The organism is Hydrogenophaga sp. (genome assembly GCF_041913525.1).
Taxonomy (GTDB): domain Bacteria; phylum Pseudomonadota; class Gammaproteobacteria; order Burkholderiales; family Burkholderiaceae_C; genus Hydrogenophaga.
Map to the genome: position 1 here is coordinate 1 of NZ_JAYSFD010000026.1, position 15,635 is coordinate 15,635.

Below are 15,635 nucleotides of genomic sequence, written 5' to 3' on the forward strand. Positions count from 1 at the left end.
GCGCAGAGCCTGCGCGAGCAAGCCGCCCGACTGGCCGAGACCGTGCAGGTGTTTCAGGTCAAGGGCTGAGACACGGGCGCCGGATCAACCTGCCGCCAGCACCAGCGCCGCCAGCGCGGCCGTCTCGGCGCGCAGCACCCGGTGGCCCAGGCTTACCGGCACGAAGCCAGCCTCGCGCGCCCGCGCGTCCTCGGCGACGGAGAGGCCGCCCTCAGGCCCGCTGAGAAACCACACCGGCCAATCGGTTGCGGTGTCTTGCAACACCTCGGTCAGCGGCCGGCTGCCTTCGGCCAGCGACAACACGCAACGCAAGGCAGCGTCGTTCGCCTTTCCCAGCCAGGCCTCAAGGTTTTGCACCGGTGCCACCAGCGGCACTTGGTTGCGCCCACACTGTTCGCAGGCCGCGACGGCGACGGCTTGCCAATGGGCCTGTTTCTTCTGCGCGCGCTCGCCCGACAAGCGCAAGACGCTGTGCGCGGTGTGCAGGGGCGTGATGCCGCTCACGCCCAGTTCGGTGGCCTTCTCCACCAGCCAATCCATGCGCTCATTGGCCGGCATGCCCACGGCGAGATGCACCGCACGCGGGGCCTCGCGTTCGACGGCTTCGTGCGACAGCACCGTCACCACCACGTCCTGGCGCCCCATCTTGTCGATGTTCGCCTGCCATTCGCCACCCAGTCCATTGAACAGGGTGATGGTGTGCCCGGGCTGGTGCCGCAGCACCTGCACATGGCGCGCGGCGGCCTCGGGCAGGCTCAGGGTCTGGCCCAGGTGCAGCGGCGCATCGCAAAAGTAGCGGGGCATGTCAGACGCGCCCGAAGGCGTAACCGCTGGCGGCCTGGAAGCCTTCCACCTCGTCGATCAGGCGCAGCAGCGGCCCGAGTTCGCGGTAGCGGTGGGCGGTGGAGCGGATGTAATGAATGAAACGGGGTGCGTCGGCCAGGTACTTGGGTTTGCCGTCGCGCAGGGTCAGGCGCGCGAAGATGCCGGCCACCTTCAGGTGACGCTGCAGCCCCATCCATTCCACCGCGCGGTAGAAGGCGCCGAAGTCGCTGTGCCAGTCTTCAAAGTCCATCAGGCCGGCTTTGCGCGCTTGCTCCCAGTAGCGCACCGTCACGTCAATCACCATGTCTTCCTCCCAGCTCAGGAAGGCGTCGCGCATGAGGCTGGCGATGTCATAGGTGATGGGGCCGTGCACCGCGTCCTGGAAATCCAGCACACCGAGTTGCCGCGCCGGTGTGTCGCCCGGTTGGCGCAGCACCATCAGGTTGCGCGGCATGAAGTCGCGGTGCACGTACACCTGGGGCGCGGCCTGCACGCGGGCAACGATGGTATCGAAGGTCTTGGCCAGGGTCTGTTGGTGCGCTTCGCTCAGCGCAAGGCCTTTGTGGTGGCCCAGGTACCAGTCGGGAAAGAGCTGCAGTTCGCGGCGCAGCAGGGCCTCGTTGTAGGGCGGCAGCACCCCTGGCTTCGATGCCAGTTGCCAGGCCAGCAGCGCGTCCACCGCCGCGCGGTACAGCGGCAGGTTGGCGGTGGGTTGCTCTGGCTGGATGACGTCGAGCATGGTCTGGTGGCCCAGATCGTCCAGCAGCATGAAGCCTTGTGCCTCGTCCCAGGCCAGCACCTCGGGCACGCGCAGGCCCGCGTCGCGCATCAGCCCGGCGATGCGCACGAAGGGCTCGCAGTTCTCGTGCTCGGGAGGTGCATCCATCACGATGGCGCTGCCACCCTGCGCGGTGTCCACCCGCAGGTAGCGCCGGAAACTGGCATCGGCGGAGGCGGGGCGAAGGGTGGCGGGCAGCAGTTGCAGGCGATCGGCCAGCGGGGCCAGCCAGGCTGAGAAGGCGGCTTCGCGGGCGGGGTCTGCCCACGCAACGGTGGAGGGGGGCGTGGTCATGTTCAGGCGGGCGCGCGCCTCGAGGCGCATAGGATAATGGCCGCAGATTCTACAAACCACCCCCTGCTCAGAGGCTCCCACGTGAGCCTCTTTCCTCGCTTCCCTGTCTGGCCTTGAAGTTCCGCCCTGCCCCCTTCGCCCCGCCGCTGCACACGCCCGCCATTTCCGCCGTGGCCTGGGCGGCGCGTGTTTGCCTGGTCATGGCGGCCACAGGCGGGTGGGCCGGCGCTGCGTTCGCGCAAGCCGCATCGCCTGAAGAGGCGGCCTCCCTCAAGCCCAGCACCGCCTTGCAGGAGGCCTTGCCTGAACCCGCACGCCAGCAGGCGCCGACCTTTGTGCGAGGCGACCGCGTGGAGGGACAGACCGAGGGGGTGGTGACGGTCGAGGGCGATGCCGAGCTGCGGCGGCACGACACCGTGATCCGCGCCGACCGGCTCGAATACGACCAGGCCACCAGCGACGCCAAGGCCACCGGGCAGGTGCTCATCAACCGCAACGGTGACCGCTTCATGGGCCCCGAGGTCCAGCTCAACGTGGACACCTTCAAGGGCAGCTTCAGCCAGCCCACGTTCGAGCTGCTGAACAACGATGGTCGGGGCGATGCGAAGCGCCTGGATTTCATCGACGCCGACCACGCCGTGGCCCACGAGGCGCGCTACTCCACCTGCCCGCGCCGTCCCGGCCCCGACTGGCTGCCCGACTGGATGGTGCGCGCCGATCGCATCGAGTTTGACAATGTCGAGCAGACAGGCGCCGCCACGGGCGGGGTGCTTGAGTTCAAAGGGGTGCCCATCCTCGGTGCGCCCTATTTCACCTTCCCGCTGAGCGACGAGCGAAAGTCTGGCCTGCTGCCGCCAACGATCAACCTCGACAACATCAGCGGCTTTGAGCTCACGCTGCCCTACTACCTGAACATCGCGCCCAATCTGGACGCGACGCTCTACCCCACGCTCATGACCAAACGTGGCGTGGACCTGGGGGCCGAGGTGCGCTACCTGCAGCCCGACTACGCGGGCGTGGTGCGCGGCGCTTACATGCCGTCCGACCCGCTGCGCGACGCCAACCGCTGGGGCTACTCTCTGCAGCACAACCAATCGCTGACCCAGGCGCTCAATCGGCTCGGTGGTGGTGGCTCGGCTGGCCTGAACCTGAACCTCAACCGCGTCAGCGACGACGACTACTGGCGCGACTTCCCCCGCGCCACCGCCTCGCTCACGCAGCGCCTGCTGCCGGGTGATGCCTCGTTCAACTGGGGCCAGGGCCCCTGGTCGTTCTCGGCGGGTGCCTACACCTGGCAGACCCTGCAAGACGTGGCCGCGCCCATCACGCCGCCCTATGACCGCGTGCCATCGCTCACCCTGCGCCACGACCGCTCGGGCCTGAGCCTGGGCGGCAGCGATGGCTGGTCCAGCTCGCTGGTCACCGAGTACACCCGCTTCGAGTCCGACCCGCGCCTCACCGGCCAGACCAATGGCTCGCGGGCCATCGCCAGTGCCGAGCTCACCCGTCGCTGGCAGGCGCCGGGTTGGTTCGTGCAGCCGCGCGCTCGCCTACACGCCACCCAGTACCGCTTCGACAACCCGCTGGCCAATGGTGAGCGCTCGGCCAGCCGTGTGCTGCCCACCGTCAGCCTGGACAGCGGGCTGGTGTTCGAGCGCAACGCCAGCTACTTTGGCCGCGACTTCGTTCAGACGCTGGAGCCGCGAGCCTTCTTTACCTGGACGCCCTACCGCGACCAGAGCTACCTGCCCAATTACGACTCTGCCGTCACCGACTTCAACTTCGCGTCCATCTTCAGCGAGAACGTGTTCGGCGGCAGCGATCGCATCTCCGACACCCGCTCGCTCACCTTGGGCGTGAGCTCGCGCCTGCTGGAGCCCAATACCGGGGCCGAGGTGGTGCGCCTCGGCCTGGCCCAGCGCTACCTGCTGCGCGACCAGAACGTGTTCCTGCCCCGCGCGGCCGGCCTGCCCGGCGGCGACCCGGTCACCGACCGATTCAGTGACGTGCTGCTCGCCGCGCGCGTGCAATGGAACCCGCGCTGGCTGGTGGACACCAACTTTCAATACAGCCCCGGCAGCCGCGAGTCGGTGCGCACCACCCTCAGCACCCGCTACACCCCGGCGAAGTACCGTGTGCTCAGCGCGGCCTATCGCCTGCAGCGCGGCAGCAGCGAACAGTTCGACGTGGGCTGGCAATGGCCGCTCAGCGATCTGTTCGGCAAAGGGCCGCTGGCCGAGGTGCCCGGGCGCGCGCTGGGGCCGGGGCAGTGGTACAGCGTGGGCCGTGTGAACTACAGCGTGCCCGACCGCAAGATCGTCGATCTGGTGGCGGGCTTTGAGTACGATGCCGGTTGCTGGCTCGGCCGCATCGTGGTTGAGCGGCTGCAGCGCAGCGCCTCCACGGCGGCCCAGCGCATCTTGTTCCAGCTGGAGTTCTCCGGTTTCTCGCGCATCGGCTCCAACCCCTTGCGCACCCTCAAAGAGAACGTGCCGCGCTACCAATACCTGCGCGAAGAAATCAACCCGCCGAGCCGGTTCCAACAATATGACTGATCGCTTCCCCGCTCTTCTGCGACTCACCACGCTGGCCCTGGCGCTGGCCGTGGCCGGTCAGGTGTCGGCCCAAGGCCTGCGCAACACGGCCCAGTTGACCTCTGCGCCTGCTGCTGCAGGCGTGGCCCGCACGGCGGACTTCATCGTGGCGCTGGTCAACTCTGAGCCCCTGACCAACAACGAGGTCCGCCTGCGCGTGCAACGCCTGGAGCAGCAGTTCTCGCAACAGGGCCGCCCCATGCCGCCCCGCGCCGAGATCGTGCGCCAGGTGCTGGACCAGCTCATCAACGAACGGGTACAGATGCAGCACGCCACCGAGGTGGGCATCCGAGTCTCCGATGACGACGTCAACCAGGCCGAGCAGGCCGTGGCCGCCCAGAACGGCCTGAGCGTTGAAGAATTCCGTCGCCGCCTCAATGCCGAAGGCGTCATCGACACCAATCGCCTGCGCGCCGATCTGCGCCAGCAGATCACCCTGCAGCGCCTGCGCGAGCGCGAGGTGGAGGGCCGCGTCAAGGTGACCGAGGCCGACATCGACGACCACATCCGCGAGCAGCAAGGCGGTGGTGACCTCGCTTCGCTTGAGATGAACCTGGGCCATGTGCTCGTGGCCGTGCCCGAAGGTGCCGATGCGGCCCGAGTGGCCGAGCTGCAGGCCCGTGCCCAGCGCGTGGCCGATCGGGCCCGTGCCGGCGAAGACTTCGCGGCCCTTGCCCGTGAGTTCTCTGATTCGCCCGAGCGCAACAACGGCGGGCAGTTCGGCCTGCGACCTGCCTCGCGCTTGCCCGACCTGTTCGTGAACGCTACCCGCACCCTGGCCAATGGTGCCATTGCTGGCCCGCTGCGCAGCGGCGCCGGTTTCCACGTGCTCAAGGTGATCGAGAAGCGCCAGGCGGGCTTGCCCGACATGGTCGTCACCCAGACCCGTGCGCGGCACATCTTGCTGGTGCCCACGGCCCAGCTCAGCCAGGCCCAGGCGCAGGAAAAGCTGGCTACTTTCCGCCAGCAGATCGTCAGCGGTCAGGCCCGTTTTGAAGACCTGGCGCGCGAGCACAGCCAGGACGGCTCCGCCGCCACCGGGGGCGACCTTGGTTGGGCCGCCCCAGGCCAATTCGTGCCCGAGTTCGAGCAGGTGATGAACGCCTTACGCCCCGGAGAGGTGTCTCAGCCCCTGGTGTCCCGCTTCGGTGTGCACCTGATTCGCGTGGAAGAGCGTCGCCAGAACACCCTGAGCCAGCGCGACCAGCGCGAGGTGGTGCGCAACGTGGTGCGCGAGAAGAAGGTCGACGAGGCCTTTGACCTGTGGATGCAAGACCTGCGCGCTCGCGCCTACGTTGAACTTCGGGAAGCACCGCAGCTGTGAAACACATCGCGCGCAAGCGCTTCGGCCAGCACTTCCTGACCGACTCCGCCATCATCGAGGCCATCGTGCGCGAGATCGCGCCCGTGCCGGGCGATGCCATGGTCGAAATCGGCCCGGGCCTGGCCGCCCTCACGCAGCCGCTGGTTGAGCGCCTGGGCCAACTCACTGTGGTGGAGCTGGACCGCGATCTGGCCGCGCGCCTGCGCGCCCATCCCCAGTTGCAGGTGGTGGAGTCTGACGTGCTCAAGGTGGATTTTTCTGCCCTGGCCCGCGACCGATTCCCTGGGCAGCGCCTGCGCATCGTTGGCAACCTGCCCTACAACATCTCCACCCCCATCCTGTTCCACCTGCTCGAGCACGTGGAGGTGGTGCAAGACCAGCACTTCATGCTGCAGAAAGAGGTGATCGACCGCATGGTGGCCTCCCCCGCCACGGCCGATTACAGCCGCTTGTCGGTCATGCTGCAGTGGCGCTACGCCATGGAAGACGTGCTGTTCGTGCCGCCCGAGAGTTTCGATCCGCCCCCGCGCGTGGACAGCGCGGTGGTGCGCATGGTGCCCCTGGCCAACCCCCCGGCCATCGACGTGGCTCGCTTCAGTGAGATGGTGCAAGTGGCGTTCAGCCAGCGCCGCAAGATCCTGCGCCACACGCTGGGGCGTTGGCTGGAGCAGCGCGGGGCCGACGTGCCCTTTGACTTGCAGCGCCGGGCCGAAGAGGTGCCGGTGCACGAGTACGTGGCGCTGTCTTTGGCCACCTGAGTCCCTGAGTCCCGAGGGCAAAAAAAAGCCGCTGCAGGGCAGCGGCTTTTTCTGGGGCGGGCCCGAGGGCCTGGGGGACAACCCCCGATCAGGCGGCGGCCATCCAGTAACCAGCATTGAACGGGCTGCTCATGCGCAGCGCTTGCGGGCTCACGTCCAGGATTTTGTCGGTGGGCATGGGCTCATCGGCCTGCACCTCGATGGGCTCTTCGCCCTGGGGGGCACGGGCCACCGAAAAAGAGTAGAAGCAGCGGAAGGGAATCTTGCGGTCGCTCCAGTAGTCGGCGGCGTCGCGGAAGATGTCCAGCAGTTGCTCGCGGGCTTCCTTGTCGAACTTGGCGTGGGCGGGGATGTGCTCCAGCACCACGATGAAGCCGGTCTGCGGCCCCGACTTGTGCACCATGTCGGTCATGCAGTCGTACAGGGCGTCGAAGTTCTTGCCGAAGTGCGGCGGCAGGGTGTACTGGGCGGCGATGAGGTCGAGCACGTCCTGCTTGCTCTGGGCCTTGGCCAGGTTGGCGTAGAGGAAGTGGTGGCCGAGGTGCTCGGCGGCGGCCTGCAGGTCCTTGACGCCGAAGGCGCGAATCGACTGAACGATGTTGGGGCGTACGTTACGAAGTGGCGTGTCCATCTCCGCGTCTCTTTCTACAGTCAAAGTTAAAAATCCGTTGGCACTGCCTGGGGAGATCACTGCACGATGCGCTTGAAGCTGGCGTAGTGGTCCTCGGTGTAGTAACACGCGTCAGGTTCTCTGGGTTCGAAGCCGCCACACACGATGCGCCTAGCCCCCCGATGCCGCAGGCCGGGGGTGGGTACCGTGTATTCGCGGTAGTACCCCCGTTTCTGGCTCGGCAGCAGCCGTTCCCGGTTGAAAAAGACCGTGCCGTCTTTCTCGTACCGGAAGGGGCCGCCTTGAAGGATCTGGCCCATCACTTGCTGGCCATGCGGTGGCAAGCCGGACACCGGAACGGTGGCCGCAGAGACGGGGGCCACGGGATCCGGCGTGCGGGCTTGCACCAAGACGGTGCTCAGAGCCGCCGCCAGCAGGGCCGCCCCGGTCCAGGTGACCCAGGTTTTGTGGCTGCCGATGCGGGAGCGGATCTGCCGCAGACCCATGAGTTGGTGTGCTCCTGATGCAATCAACCCGCCACCATCACCGCAAAATTCCGCTCGCCAAGGCGTCGGATGGGGTCTGTGAAGGAGGCGGGTTAACCCTGAATTCCAAGGCCCGAAGTGTGCCCTAACCGTTGCGAAAATGCAAGCGACTGCTCAAATTTCGGGCACCGCGATCGGGTCAAAACCCGATGCTAAGTGAGCAGTCGCTTGCGTGCCAAGGCTTATCGGCTGGCGTTGGCGTCCGCCACGGTGAGGGCGGTCATGTTGACAATACGGCGAACAGTGGCGCTGGCGGTGAGGACATGCACCGGTTTGGCCGCGCCCAGCAGCACCGGGCCGATGGCGATGTTGCCGCCAGCGGCGGTTTTGAGCAGGTTGTAGGCGATGTTGGCTGCGTCGATGTTGGGCAGCACCAGCAGGTTGGCCGAGCCTTTGAGGGTGGAGTTGGGCATCAGCGCGGCGCGGGCGTCGGCGTCCAGGGCCACGTCGCCGTGCATCTCGCCATCCACCTCCAGCCAGGGCGCTTGCTCGCGCAGCAGGGCCAGGGTGCGGCGCATCTTCACGGCCGAGGGCTGGTCGGACGAGCCGAAGTTGGAGTGCGACAGCAGCGCCACTTTGGGCTGCAGGCCAAAGCGCACCATTTCCTCGGCCGCCATCACCGTGATTTCGCACAACTGCTCGGGCGAGGGGTCGTGGTTGACGTGGGTGTCCACCAGGAACACTTGACGGCCCGGCAGCATCAGGCCGTTCATGCAGGCGTAGGTGGGTTGGTCTTGCGCGGTGCGCGGGCTGCCGCCCTGGCGCTTGCCAATCACCTGATCGATGTACTGCAGGTGGTTGTGGGTGTTGCCCCAGGTGCCGCAGATCAGGCCGTCCACCTCGTCCTTGTGCAACAGCATGGCGCCGATGAGGGTGAGCCGGCGGCGCATCTCGATCTTGGCGAGCTGTTGCGTGACACCCTTGCGCTCGGTCATGCGGTGGTAGGTCTGCCAGAAGTCGCGGTAGCGCTCGTCTTGTTCGACGTTGACCACGTCGTAGTCCAGCCCTTCTTGCAGGCGCAGACCGAACTTCTCGATGCGCTGGGCAATGATGGCCGGGCGGCCGATCAGCGTGGGGCGGGCCAGGCCTTCGTCCACCACGATCTGGCAGGCGCGCAGCACGCGCTCTTCTTCGCCTTCGGAGTACGCCACGCGCTTGCGCTGGGCCTTTTTCGCGGCGGCGAAGATGGGCTTCATGATGGTGCCCGACGCGAACACAAAGCTCTGCAGCTTCTCGCGGTAGGCGTCCATGTCGGCCACGGGGCGCAGCGCCACGCCCGAGTCCACCGCCGCCTGGGCCACGGCCGGGGCGATTTTCATCATCAGGCGCGGATCGAAGGGCTTGGGGATCAGGTATTCCGGGCCGAAGGCCAGCTTCTCACCCGCGTAGGCGGCGGCCACCACCTCGCTCTGTTCGGCCTGGGCCAGCTCGGCGATGGCGTGCACGGCGGCGATTTCCATTGCATCGGTGATGGTGGACGCGCCCGCGTCCAGCGCGCCGCGGAAGATGTAGGGGAAGCACAGAACGTTGTTGACCTGGTTCGGGTAGTCGGTGCGGCCGGTGGCCATCACCGCGTCGTCGCGCACGGCCTTCACGTCTTCCGGCGAGATTTCCGGGTTGGGGTTGGCCAGGGCCAGGATGATGGGCTTGGCCGCCATCTTCTTGACCATGTCTTGCTTGAGCACGCCGCCGGCGGACAGGCCCAGGAAGATGTCGGCGCCGTCAATGGCTTCGCTGAGGGTGCGCTGATCGGTCTTCTGCGCGAACTGGATCTTGTCCTCGTCCATCAGCTCGGTGCGGCCTTCGTAAACCAGGCCGGCCAGGTCGGTCACCCAGATGTTCTCGCGCGGCAGGCCCAGCTTCACCAGCAGGCCCAGGCAGGCCAGGGCGGCGGCGCCCGCGCCCGAGGTGACCAGCTTGACCTTCTTGAGGTCTTTGCCCACCACCTTCAGACCGTTGAGGATGGCCGCGCCCACCACGATGGCCGTGCCGTGCTGGTCGTCGTGGAAGACGGGGATCTTCATGCGCTCGCGCAGCTTGCGCTCGACGTAGAAGCAGTCGGGCGCCTTGATGTCTTCGAGGTTGATGCCGCCGAAGGTGGGCTCCAGCGAGGCGATGATCTCCACCAGCTTGTCGGGGTTCTTTTCGTTGATTTCGATGTCAAACACATCGATGCCGGCGAACTTCTTGAAGAGCACGCCCTTGCCTTCCATCACCGGCTTGGCCGCCAGCGGGCCGATGTCGCCCAGGCCCAGCACGGCGGTGCCGTTGGTGATGACGGCCACCAGGTTGCCGCGGCTGGTGTACTTGAAGGCGTTGACCGGGTCGGCCACGATTTCTTCGCAGGGCGCGGCCACGCCGGGCGAGTAGGCCAGGGCCAGGTCGCGCTGGTTGGTGAGTTGTTTGGTGGCGGCGATGGCCACTTTGCCTGGCACCGGCCTCTCGTGGTACTCCAGCGCGGCGCGGCGCAGTTCGGCGCGCTTGTCTTCGGGGGCGGTGTCTTTGCTCATGGTGTCTCCAGGCGGTGACGGCATTCTTGCCATGTGAAAACGAGCTTCACATTCTAAGGCGGGGCCTCGGTGGCCCTACCCGGATGGCCCTGCGCCAATCAGGCGATTGCCGCAGGGCTTGGCTCAGGCGAGGCGGCGGGCCTGTACCTGGGGTTCCAGCAATGCGATGTCGGCGGCCAAGGCCAAACCAGTGCCAGGGCGCAGCAGCGCCGCCGACCCGGCGGCCACGGCTTGGGCAAAGGCCGCTTCGGGCGCCAGGCCCTGCGCCAGCCCGGCCACCAGGCCGGCAGTGAACGAGTCGCCTGCGCCCACCGAACTGGCCACGGTGATGGGCAGCGCGGGGGCGACCCAGGCACCTGTCGAGGTGACCAGCATGGCGCCGTCTGCGCCCATGCTCAAGGCCACGGTGTCGGCCTGGCCGTTGTCCACCAGGCGCCGTGCGGCGTCCAGGCAGCGCTGCTCTGTGTCGAGTGGCTCGCCCAGCAACTCTGACAGCTCGCGCCGGTTGGGCTTGACGATGGCCACGCCCGTGGCCAGCGCCTGCGCCAATGGGGTGCCAGCCGTGTCCAGCACCAGCCGGGCGCCACGGTCGCGCGCCAGCGAGGCGAGTCGGGCGTAGGTGTCGCTGGGCGCGCCGGGGGGCAGGCTGCCGCTGGCGATCACCCAGCCACCGGCGGGCAGGGCGTCGGTGGCGGCGGCCAGGCAGGCTTGCAGTTCGGCATCGCTCAGCGTGGGGCCGGGCAACACGAAGCGGTATTCCTCGCCCGAGTCTTGCGCCATCACGGTGAAGTTCTCGCGGGTTTCGCCGGCGATGGGCACGCAGGCGGGCTGAATGCCGGTGCCGGCCAGGTGGTCCACCAGCCAGCGCCCGGCCGGTCCGCCAGCGGGGAACACCGCGCGCACCGGCAGCCCCAGGCGCTGCAGCACCCGCGCCACGTTGAGCCCGCCGCCCCCGGGACCGCGCTGGGGCGGGCCGCAGCGCAGCTTGTCGGTGGGCACCACGCGAGGCGTGTGCGTGAACAGATCAACGGAGGGATTAAGGGTGAGGCAAAGCACAGGGGACATGGGGCAAGTCGCGATCAATGTCGCGAAGATCGGGCGACTTCTCAGCCGCGCAGGTGTTTGAAGCGCTTGGCGGCGAAGGCCTCGTCCACGCGCAGGCCCCGCGGGCCGGGCACGAGGTCGAATGCCTCGCCTTCGCACAAGGTGCCGGGCTGCACCACCGCCAGGTAGAAGCCGCAGCAGAGGTGCTCCATCATGAGGCGGCCCGCGTCGCGGCGGCCCATCACGGCATTGAACTTGAAGCAGGGTTCGCGCGGCGCGGTGACGCGCAGCACGGCGTGGGGGAAATGCAGTTCGTCGCCGATCCACACCTCGCGCTCCAGCAGGCCTTCGATGGTGAGGTTCTCGCCCAGGCTGCCTGGTGGCAGGGGGGCGTCGAACAGGTCTTGGCGCTGCTCGCGCCAGAAGGGGTAGTGCTCGGCCGGGTAGGCGTAGACCGCTTTGTGCAGGCCACCGTGCACCGACAGATCGGCCTGCTCGTCGCCTTGCAGGCCCAGGGCGCCCACGGCCACCGGCCCGCTCACGGGCGCCTTGCCGATGGCCGACAACACGCGCCGGCCGCCGATGGTCAGGGCCTGGGCGGTGCCGGTGTTGACGCTGAGTACGCGCATCGGTGGCACGTCAGCCACGCATCAGCGCTTCGATGGCGTCGGCCTCCACCGGCACATCGCGCGTGATGAGTTCACACTCGCCATCGGTGACCACGGCGTCGTCTTCGATGCGGATGCCGATGTTCCAGAACGCCTCGGGCACGCCCTCGGTGGGGCGCACGTACAGGCCGGGCTCGATGGTGAGCACCATGCCCGGGCGCAGCACGCGGCTGGGCCGGTCTTTGATGGTCTCGCCCGAGAGCGGGTCTTGGCGTTCGCTCACCTGGCCGACTTCGCTGGGCTCCACGTAGCTGCCGCAGTCGTGCACGTCCATGCCCAGCCAGTGGCCGGTGCGGTGCATGTAGAAGGGGAAGTAGCTGCGCTTGGCGATCACGTCGTCCACGCCGCCCACTTTGTTTTTGTCGAGCAGGCCGAGGTCCAGCAGGCCCTGGGCCAGCACCTTCACCGTGGCGTCGTGGGGGTCCACAAAACGCGCGCCGGCCCGGGTGGCGGCCACCGCGGCGTGCTGGCTGGCCAGCACCAGGTCGTATAGGGCGCGCTGCGGGCCGCTGAAGCGACCGTTGGCGGGGAAGGTGCGGGTGATGTCGCTGGCGTAGCCGTCGAGTTCGCAGCCGGCGTCGATCAGCACCAGCTCCCCATCGCGAATGGGCGCGGTGTCGGCGCGGTAGTGCAGCACGCACGCGTTGGCGCCAGCGGCCACGATGCTGCCGTAGGCCGGGTATTGCGAGCCATGCTGGCGGAACTCGTGCAGCAGCTCGGCGTCGAGGTGGTACTCGCGCACGTCTTGCCCGGCGCGCAGCATGGCGGCGCTGCGCTGCATGGCGCGGATGTGGGCGCGCGCGCTGATCTGCGCGGCGCGCCGCATGATGGCCAGTTCGTGCGCGTCTTTCACCAGGCGCATTTCGTCCAGCACGCTGCACAGGTCGCGCTGGGTCTCAGGGCACAGGGCGCCAAAGCGCACGCGGGCGCGCACTTTTTGCAGCCAGCCGTCCACGCGGCTTTCCAGGCCGGTGTGGGTGGCGAACGGGTACCACACCGTGTGGCGGTTCTCCAGCAGGCGGGGCAGGCGGGTTTCGAGCTCGGCCACGGAGAACGCCTCGTCCACGCCCAGCGTTTCGGGCGCGGCCTGCGGCCCCAGGCGAATGCCGTCCCAGATTTCGCGCTCCAGGTCTTTGGGCTGGCAGAACAGCGTGGTGTGGCCTTCAGCGGTGATCACCAGCCAGGCGTTGGGCTCGGTGAAGCCGCTGAGGTAATAGAAGTAGCTGTCGTGCCGGTAGAGGAAGTCGCTGTCGCGGTTGCGCTGTCGCTCAGGCGCGGTGGGGATGATGGCGATGCCGCCATCGCCCAGCTGGGCGGCCACGCGGGCGCGGCGTTCGGCGTAGAGGGTGTACGAGGTGCTGGCGTCCATGGGGGCATTGTGGCCCCAACGCCATTCCCCGCGCCTTACCCAGGTGTGTCAGGTGTGGCTGGCGTTGAGCTCGGCCAGGCGCTCGGGTGTGCCGACGTCGGTCCAGGCGCCGGTGTACAGCTCGGCGGTGATGCGCCCGGCGTCCATCGCGCGGCGCAGCAAGGGCCCCAGCGGCTCGGCCGTGCCTTGCGGGTTGCCGGGTGCCACCGAGGTCCAGGGTTCGGCGAACAGCTCGCGTCGGTACAGACCAATGGTGCTGTAGGTGAAACGGACATCGCCGCCGTTGATGGCCCGGCCACCCTCGCCCAGGCCGAAATCGCCCGTGGGGTGGTGGGCCGGATTGGGCACCAGCCACAGGTGGGCCAGGGCGTCGCTGGCGTCAAAGTGGGCCACGGCCTCAGGGCTGAACACAAAGTCAGGCGCGAACACGTCGCCCGCCACCACCCAGAATCGCTCGCCCAGGGCGGGCAGGGCGCGCGAGATGCCGCCGGCGGTTTCCAGTGCGTAGCCGAAATCGCTGCCCTCGTCAGACAGGTGCACCGCCACGTCGGGGTGTTGCGCCTGCCATTGCGCGCAGAAGTCGCGCACCTGCTCGCCCAGCCAGGCGGCGTTCACCACCAGTTGGCGTGCACCGGCTTTTTGCAGGGCCTGCATGGGCCATTGCATCAGCGCCTGGCCACGCACCACCAGCAGCGGCTTGGGGGTGTGATCGGTGAGCGGGCGCATGCGCATGCCGCGCCCGGCGGCCAGCACGATGGCCGGGGGAAACGGGGTGGGGGCAGCGGACTCCATGGCGGCTTGCATTATCGCGGCCTGCCGAGGCCGATAAAATCTGCGGTTTGCGCCCCGCCGCCCGCCTGCGCGGCCCCAACCGCCCTCTCCCCATGTCCGACGCCAGCACCCAGCCCTCCACCGTTTCCACCGCAACGCCACAAACCCAGGCCAACGCCATCCGCGCACTGGCCATGGACGCGGTGCAGGCCGCCAACTCGGGCCACCCCGGCGCGCCCATGGGTATGGCCGACATGGCCGTGGCCCTGTGGGGCCGCCACCTCAAGCACAACCCGGTGAACCCGCATTGGGCCGACCGCGACCGCTTCGTGCTGAGCAACGGCCATGGCTCCATGCTGATCTACGCGCTGTTGCACCTCACCGGTTACGAATTGCCCCTGCAAGAGCTGCGCAACTTCCGCCAGTTGCACAGCAAAACCGCCGGTCACCCTGAGGTGGGCCACACCCCCGGCGTGGAGACCACCACCGGCCCGCTGGGCCAGGGCATCACCAATGCCGTGGGCATGGCGCTGGCCGAGAAGCTGCTGGCGGCTGAGTTCAACCGCGACGGCCATGCCATCGTTGACCACCGCACCTACGTGTTCCTCGGCGACGGCTGCCTGATGGAGGGCATCAGCCACGAGGCCTGCGCCCTGGCCGGCGCCTGGAAGCTCAACAAGCTCATCGCCCTGTACGACGACAACGGCATCTCCATCGACGGCCAGGTCGCCCCCTGGTTCATTGACCACACGCCTGCGCGTTTCAAGGCCTATGGCTGGAACGTGATCGGCCCGGTGGATGGCCACGACGTGGACGCCGTGGACGCCGCCATTTCCCAAGCCAAGACCAGCGCCGACAAGCCCACGCTGATCGTCTGCAAGACCTCGATCGGCAAGGGCTCGCCCAACCGCGCCAACACCGCCAAGGCCCATGGCGAGCCGCTGGGTGCCGATGAGATCGCGCTCACCCGCGAGTCGCTGGGTTGGCCCCACGCGCCGTTCGAGATTCCGGCCGAGGTGTATGCCGCCTGGGACGCCAAGGTCACTGGCGCGCAGATCGAGGCCGCCTGGGCCGAGCGCTTTGCTGCCTACCAGGCCGCCTTCCCTGAGCTGGCCGCCGAGTTTGTGCGCCGCATGAAGGGCGATCTGCCTGCCAACTTCCACCAGGTGGCCGTGGACGCCGCCGTGGGCGCGCACGCCAAGGCCGAAACCGTGGCCAGCCGCAAGGCCAGCCAACTGGCGCTGGAGCACTTCACCGCCGCCCTGCCCGAGCTGCTGGGCGGCTCGGCCGACCTGACCGGCTCCAACCTCACCAACACCAAGTCCACGCCCAACCTGCGCTTTGACGCCGCCGGTGCCGTGGTGAAGAACGAGGCCGGCCAGGGTGGTCGCCACATCAACTACGGCGTGCGCGAGTTCGGCATGGCCGCCATCATGAACGGCCTGGCGCTGCACGGTGGTTTCATCCCCTACGGCGGCACCTTCCTCACCTTCAGCGACTACTCGCGCAACGCCATCCGCATGGCCGCGCTGATGAAGCAGCGCG

General features: G+C 68.0%; 12 protein-coding genes and 1 pseudogene. 4 read left to right on the forward strand and 9 right to left on the reverse strand.

The window, feature by feature from the left end:
• Window positions 1-84: 84 nt before the first annotated feature.
• Together ACE3RQ_RS18485 and ACE3RQ_RS18490 are read right to left on the reverse strand one after the other, a co-directional pair.
• Window positions 85-804, reverse strand: a complete 720-nt coding sequence (locus tag ACE3RQ_RS18485; RefSeq protein WP_374523563.1) for a 16S rRNA (uracil(1498)-N(3))-methyltransferase — start codon at window positions 802-804, stop codon at window positions 85-87.
• A 1-nt stretch (window position 805) separates the two neighbouring features.
• Window positions 806-1,897, reverse strand: coding sequence for an aminoglycoside phosphotransferase family protein (locus tag ACE3RQ_RS18490; protein WP_374523564.1), 1,092 nt, complete (start codon window positions 1,895-1,897; stop codon window positions 806-808).
• 200 nt (window positions 1,898-2,097) lie between these two features.
• Between ACE3RQ_RS18490 and ACE3RQ_RS18495 the strand changes: the two genes are divergently transcribed.
• From ACE3RQ_RS18495 to rsmA, 3 genes are read left to right on the forward strand one after another with little or no spacing between them, the layout of a single operon-like run.
• A complete protein-coding gene (locus tag ACE3RQ_RS18495; protein WP_374523573.1) occupies window positions 2,098-4,452 on the forward strand; it encodes an LPS-assembly protein LptD in 2,355 nt (784 codons plus the stop codon).
• Complete coding sequence (locus ACE3RQ_RS18500) at window positions 4,445-5,815, forward strand: peptidylprolyl isomerase (RefSeq protein WP_374523565.1); 1,371 nt, start codon at window positions 4,445-4,447, stop codon at window positions 5,813-5,815. The genes ACE3RQ_RS18495 and ACE3RQ_RS18500 overlap by 8 nt, the downstream gene beginning before the upstream one ends.
• Window positions 5,812-6,573, forward strand: coding sequence for a 16S rRNA (adenine(1518)-N(6)/adenine(1519)-N(6))-dimethyltransferase RsmA (gene rsmA / locus ACE3RQ_RS18505; protein ID WP_374523566.1), 762 nt, complete (start codon window positions 5,812-5,814; stop codon window positions 6,571-6,573). Before ACE3RQ_RS18500 ends, rsmA begins: the two co-directional genes overlap by 4 nt.
• Before the next feature lie 235 nt (window positions 6,574-6,808).
• Here the strand turns inward: rsmA and ACE3RQ_RS18510 are convergent.
• From ACE3RQ_RS18510 to ACE3RQ_RS18540, 7 genes and pseudogenes are all read right to left on the reverse strand, one after another.
• Window positions 6,809-7,204, reverse strand: a pseudogene (locus tag ACE3RQ_RS18510) (barstar family protein); the annotation flags it as partial.
• Window positions 7,205-7,260: 56 nt separating this feature from the next.
• The gene (locus ACE3RQ_RS18515) at window positions 7,261-7,689 is read right to left on the reverse strand and encodes a ribonuclease domain-containing protein (protein WP_374523567.1); all 429 of its coding nucleotides are present in this window, start codon (window positions 7,687-7,689) and stop codon (window positions 7,261-7,263) included.
• 221 nt (window positions 7,690-7,910) lie between these two features.
• Window positions 7,911-10,238, reverse strand: coding sequence for an NADP-dependent malic enzyme (locus tag ACE3RQ_RS18520; RefSeq protein WP_374523568.1), 2,328 nt, complete (start codon window positions 10,236-10,238; stop codon window positions 7,911-7,913).
• Between the two features lie 123 nt (window positions 10,239-10,361).
• Window positions 10,362-11,303 carry a 1-phosphofructokinase family hexose kinase gene (locus ACE3RQ_RS18525; RefSeq protein WP_374523569.1) on the reverse strand — a complete coding sequence of 314 codons (942 nt, stop codon included), beginning with the start codon at window positions 11,301-11,303 and terminating at the stop codon, window positions 10,362-10,364.
• 41 nt (window positions 11,304-11,344) lie between these two features.
• Complete coding sequence (locus tag ACE3RQ_RS18530; protein ID WP_374523574.1) at window positions 11,345-11,911, reverse strand: MOSC domain-containing protein; 567 nt, start codon at window positions 11,909-11,911, stop codon at window positions 11,345-11,347.
• A 10-nt stretch (window positions 11,912-11,921) separates the two neighbouring features.
• The gene (locus ACE3RQ_RS18535) at window positions 11,922-13,319 is read right to left on the reverse strand and encodes an aminopeptidase P N-terminal domain-containing protein (RefSeq protein ID WP_374523570.1); all 1,398 of its coding nucleotides are present in this window, start codon (window positions 13,317-13,319) and stop codon (window positions 11,922-11,924) included.
• 48 nt (window positions 13,320-13,367) lie between these two features.
• Window positions 13,368-14,111, reverse strand: a complete 744-nt coding sequence (locus ACE3RQ_RS18540) for an NDP-sugar synthase (protein WP_374523571.1) — start codon at window positions 14,109-14,111, stop codon at window positions 13,368-13,370.
• 92 nt (window positions 14,112-14,203) lie between these two features.
• Between ACE3RQ_RS18540 and ACE3RQ_RS18545 the strand changes: the two genes are divergently transcribed.
• Window positions 14,204-15,635 (forward strand): transketolase family protein (locus ACE3RQ_RS18545; RefSeq protein ID WP_374523572.1); only part of this gene is annotated, 1,432 nt, incomplete at its 3' end.